Source organism: Streptomyces sp. RP5T (assembly GCF_003933965.1).
Taxonomy (GTDB): Bacteria; Actinomycetota; Actinomycetes; order Streptomycetales; family Streptomycetaceae; genus Streptomyces.
The window spans coordinates 1-1944 of sequence record NZ_RSAJ01000970.1 but is presented as its reverse complement, the minus strand read 5'-3'; the positions used below and the strand labels follow the sequence as shown (position 1 = coordinate 1944).

At 71.6% G+C, this 1944-nt stretch carries 1 protein-coding gene; it reads left to right on the top strand.

Going from position 1 to position 1944, the window contains the following annotated elements; translation table 11 throughout:
* Nucleotides 1-1944: autotransporter (locus tag EHS43_RS43550; protein ID WP_125195941.1), on the top strand; the 1944-nt coding region annotated here is incomplete at both ends.

Genomic DNA, 1944 nt, shown 5'->3' with positions numbered 1-1944 from the left:
CCACCGGCGTCCGGGACGTCACCGCCGATGTCCTCGCGGGCCGGGACGTCACCCTGAGCGGCGACACCGTCGTCACCGTGCCCCCGGGGACGACGCGGTACGGCGGGGTCTTCCGCGGCGAGGGCACGCTCACCGTGCGCGGCACCGGCACGCTCATCCTCACCAAGGACAGCGACTTCACGCTGCCCACGTCCCGTCGGCGGCAGTCCGTGCGGACCCTGGGCGGCAATCACCCGTACGTCACCACGACCCGCCCGGACCCGCCCGCGGTCACGGTCGCGCGCGGGGCCACCCTGCAGTACGGCGACGGCGGCACGACGGGCCTGATCGGCCACTTCCCGTACGGCACACCGGCGTTCCGGCTGAACCAGGACAACATCCGGGTCGACGGCACCCTGCGGCTGGCCCTGCGGAGCGCCTACAACCTGGGCACGGTCAGCGGCTCCGGCCTGATCACCCAGCCGCGCTTCCTGTGGGGCACCTGGGACCTGACATCCGGTCCGTTCTCCGGGGTCGTCGACAACGGCACGCAGACCGAGGCGGGGCGGCCCGAGTACGCGACCGCGCTGCCGAACGTCCGCAAGGTGCTGAACCAGGGCACCTGGACCGTCGACACCCCGCTGGGACAGACCGTCACCCAGCGGATGGACTTCTACCAGCGCGAGTACGGCAGCGACATCAACGTGCAGTCCCGGCCGGGCGGCAAGGTGGTCCTCACGGGCCAGTACAGCTGGTCGGACCAAGGCGGCGACACCGACCCCTCGCTCAGCGACCCCGCCCTGAACTGGACGCCGGCCCCCAAGAACGTCAACAAGCGCGGCACCAACATCAAGGGGGCCGACGTCCAGTGGGGCGACGGGACGACCAGCAGGATCTTCATGCCGGGCACCGCCCGGACGGTGTACATCAACCTCCTTGCCGCGCGCTCCCGTTCACGGCTGACCTTCGACTACAACGGGCCGGTCACCCTGGGCGCCCCCATCGGCGGCGGCCGCTTCCACGACACCCTGTCCGCGCCCGGCGCGGGTGACGTCGTCATCAAGGGCACGAAGGGCAACGACGTCACCTTCGCGGCCGTCCAGTACTACGACGGCTCCACGACCGTGGAGAAGGGCGCCGTACTCCGCCTGGGCAGCGGCAGGCCGGGCGGTGATGGCGGGCTCTACACCGGGGGCGGCCTCTTCCGGCTCGTGAACGACGGCTCGCTGGTGCTCGGCAACAGGGTCAAGTCCCTGGTCCTGTCACGGATCAGCGGCAGCGGGTCCCTCGTCCAGGCGGGTACCGCGACCACGACACTGACCGGAAGCGCGGTGACGTACACGGGGACGACGACGGTCCGCAGGGGCACGCTCGCCCTGCGGGGCGGGGCAACGCTCGCCCACAGCAAGGGAATCCGCCTCACCTCGACCGGCGCACGGCTGGACGCGGGTGCGGCCGGCCTGCGGGTGACCTCCTCACTGTCCGGCAAGGGCACTGTGCGGGGACCGGTCACCAATGACGGCGTGGTCGGGGGCGGGCTCACCGTCTCCGGCGCATACACGCAGAACGCGAAGGGTGAACTGGTACTGGGGAAAGGACCGTTGAAGGTGAACGGTCCCGTACGGCTGTCCGGCCTGCTCGACCTCGCCGCCGCCGGCACCGACCCGGCCCGTGAGATCACCGTGCTGGACAACAGGGGTGCTTCGAGGATCACGGGTGCCTTCGAGGGACTGAAGGAGGGCACGCGGCTCGAACTCGCCGACACCACCTACCGGATCACCTACCGCGGCGGCGACGGCAACGACGTCGTCCTGACCGCAGCCTCGGCGAGCGCGTCCCCCAGCACTTCTTCCGCCGCGGCCCCGAAGCCGCAGGCCGCGGCACCGCACGCCACGGGCGAGGCGGGCGAAGGGCTGGGCTGGTGGCCGTACATCCTGGCGCTGGGCCTGCTGGGTGGTCTGGTGG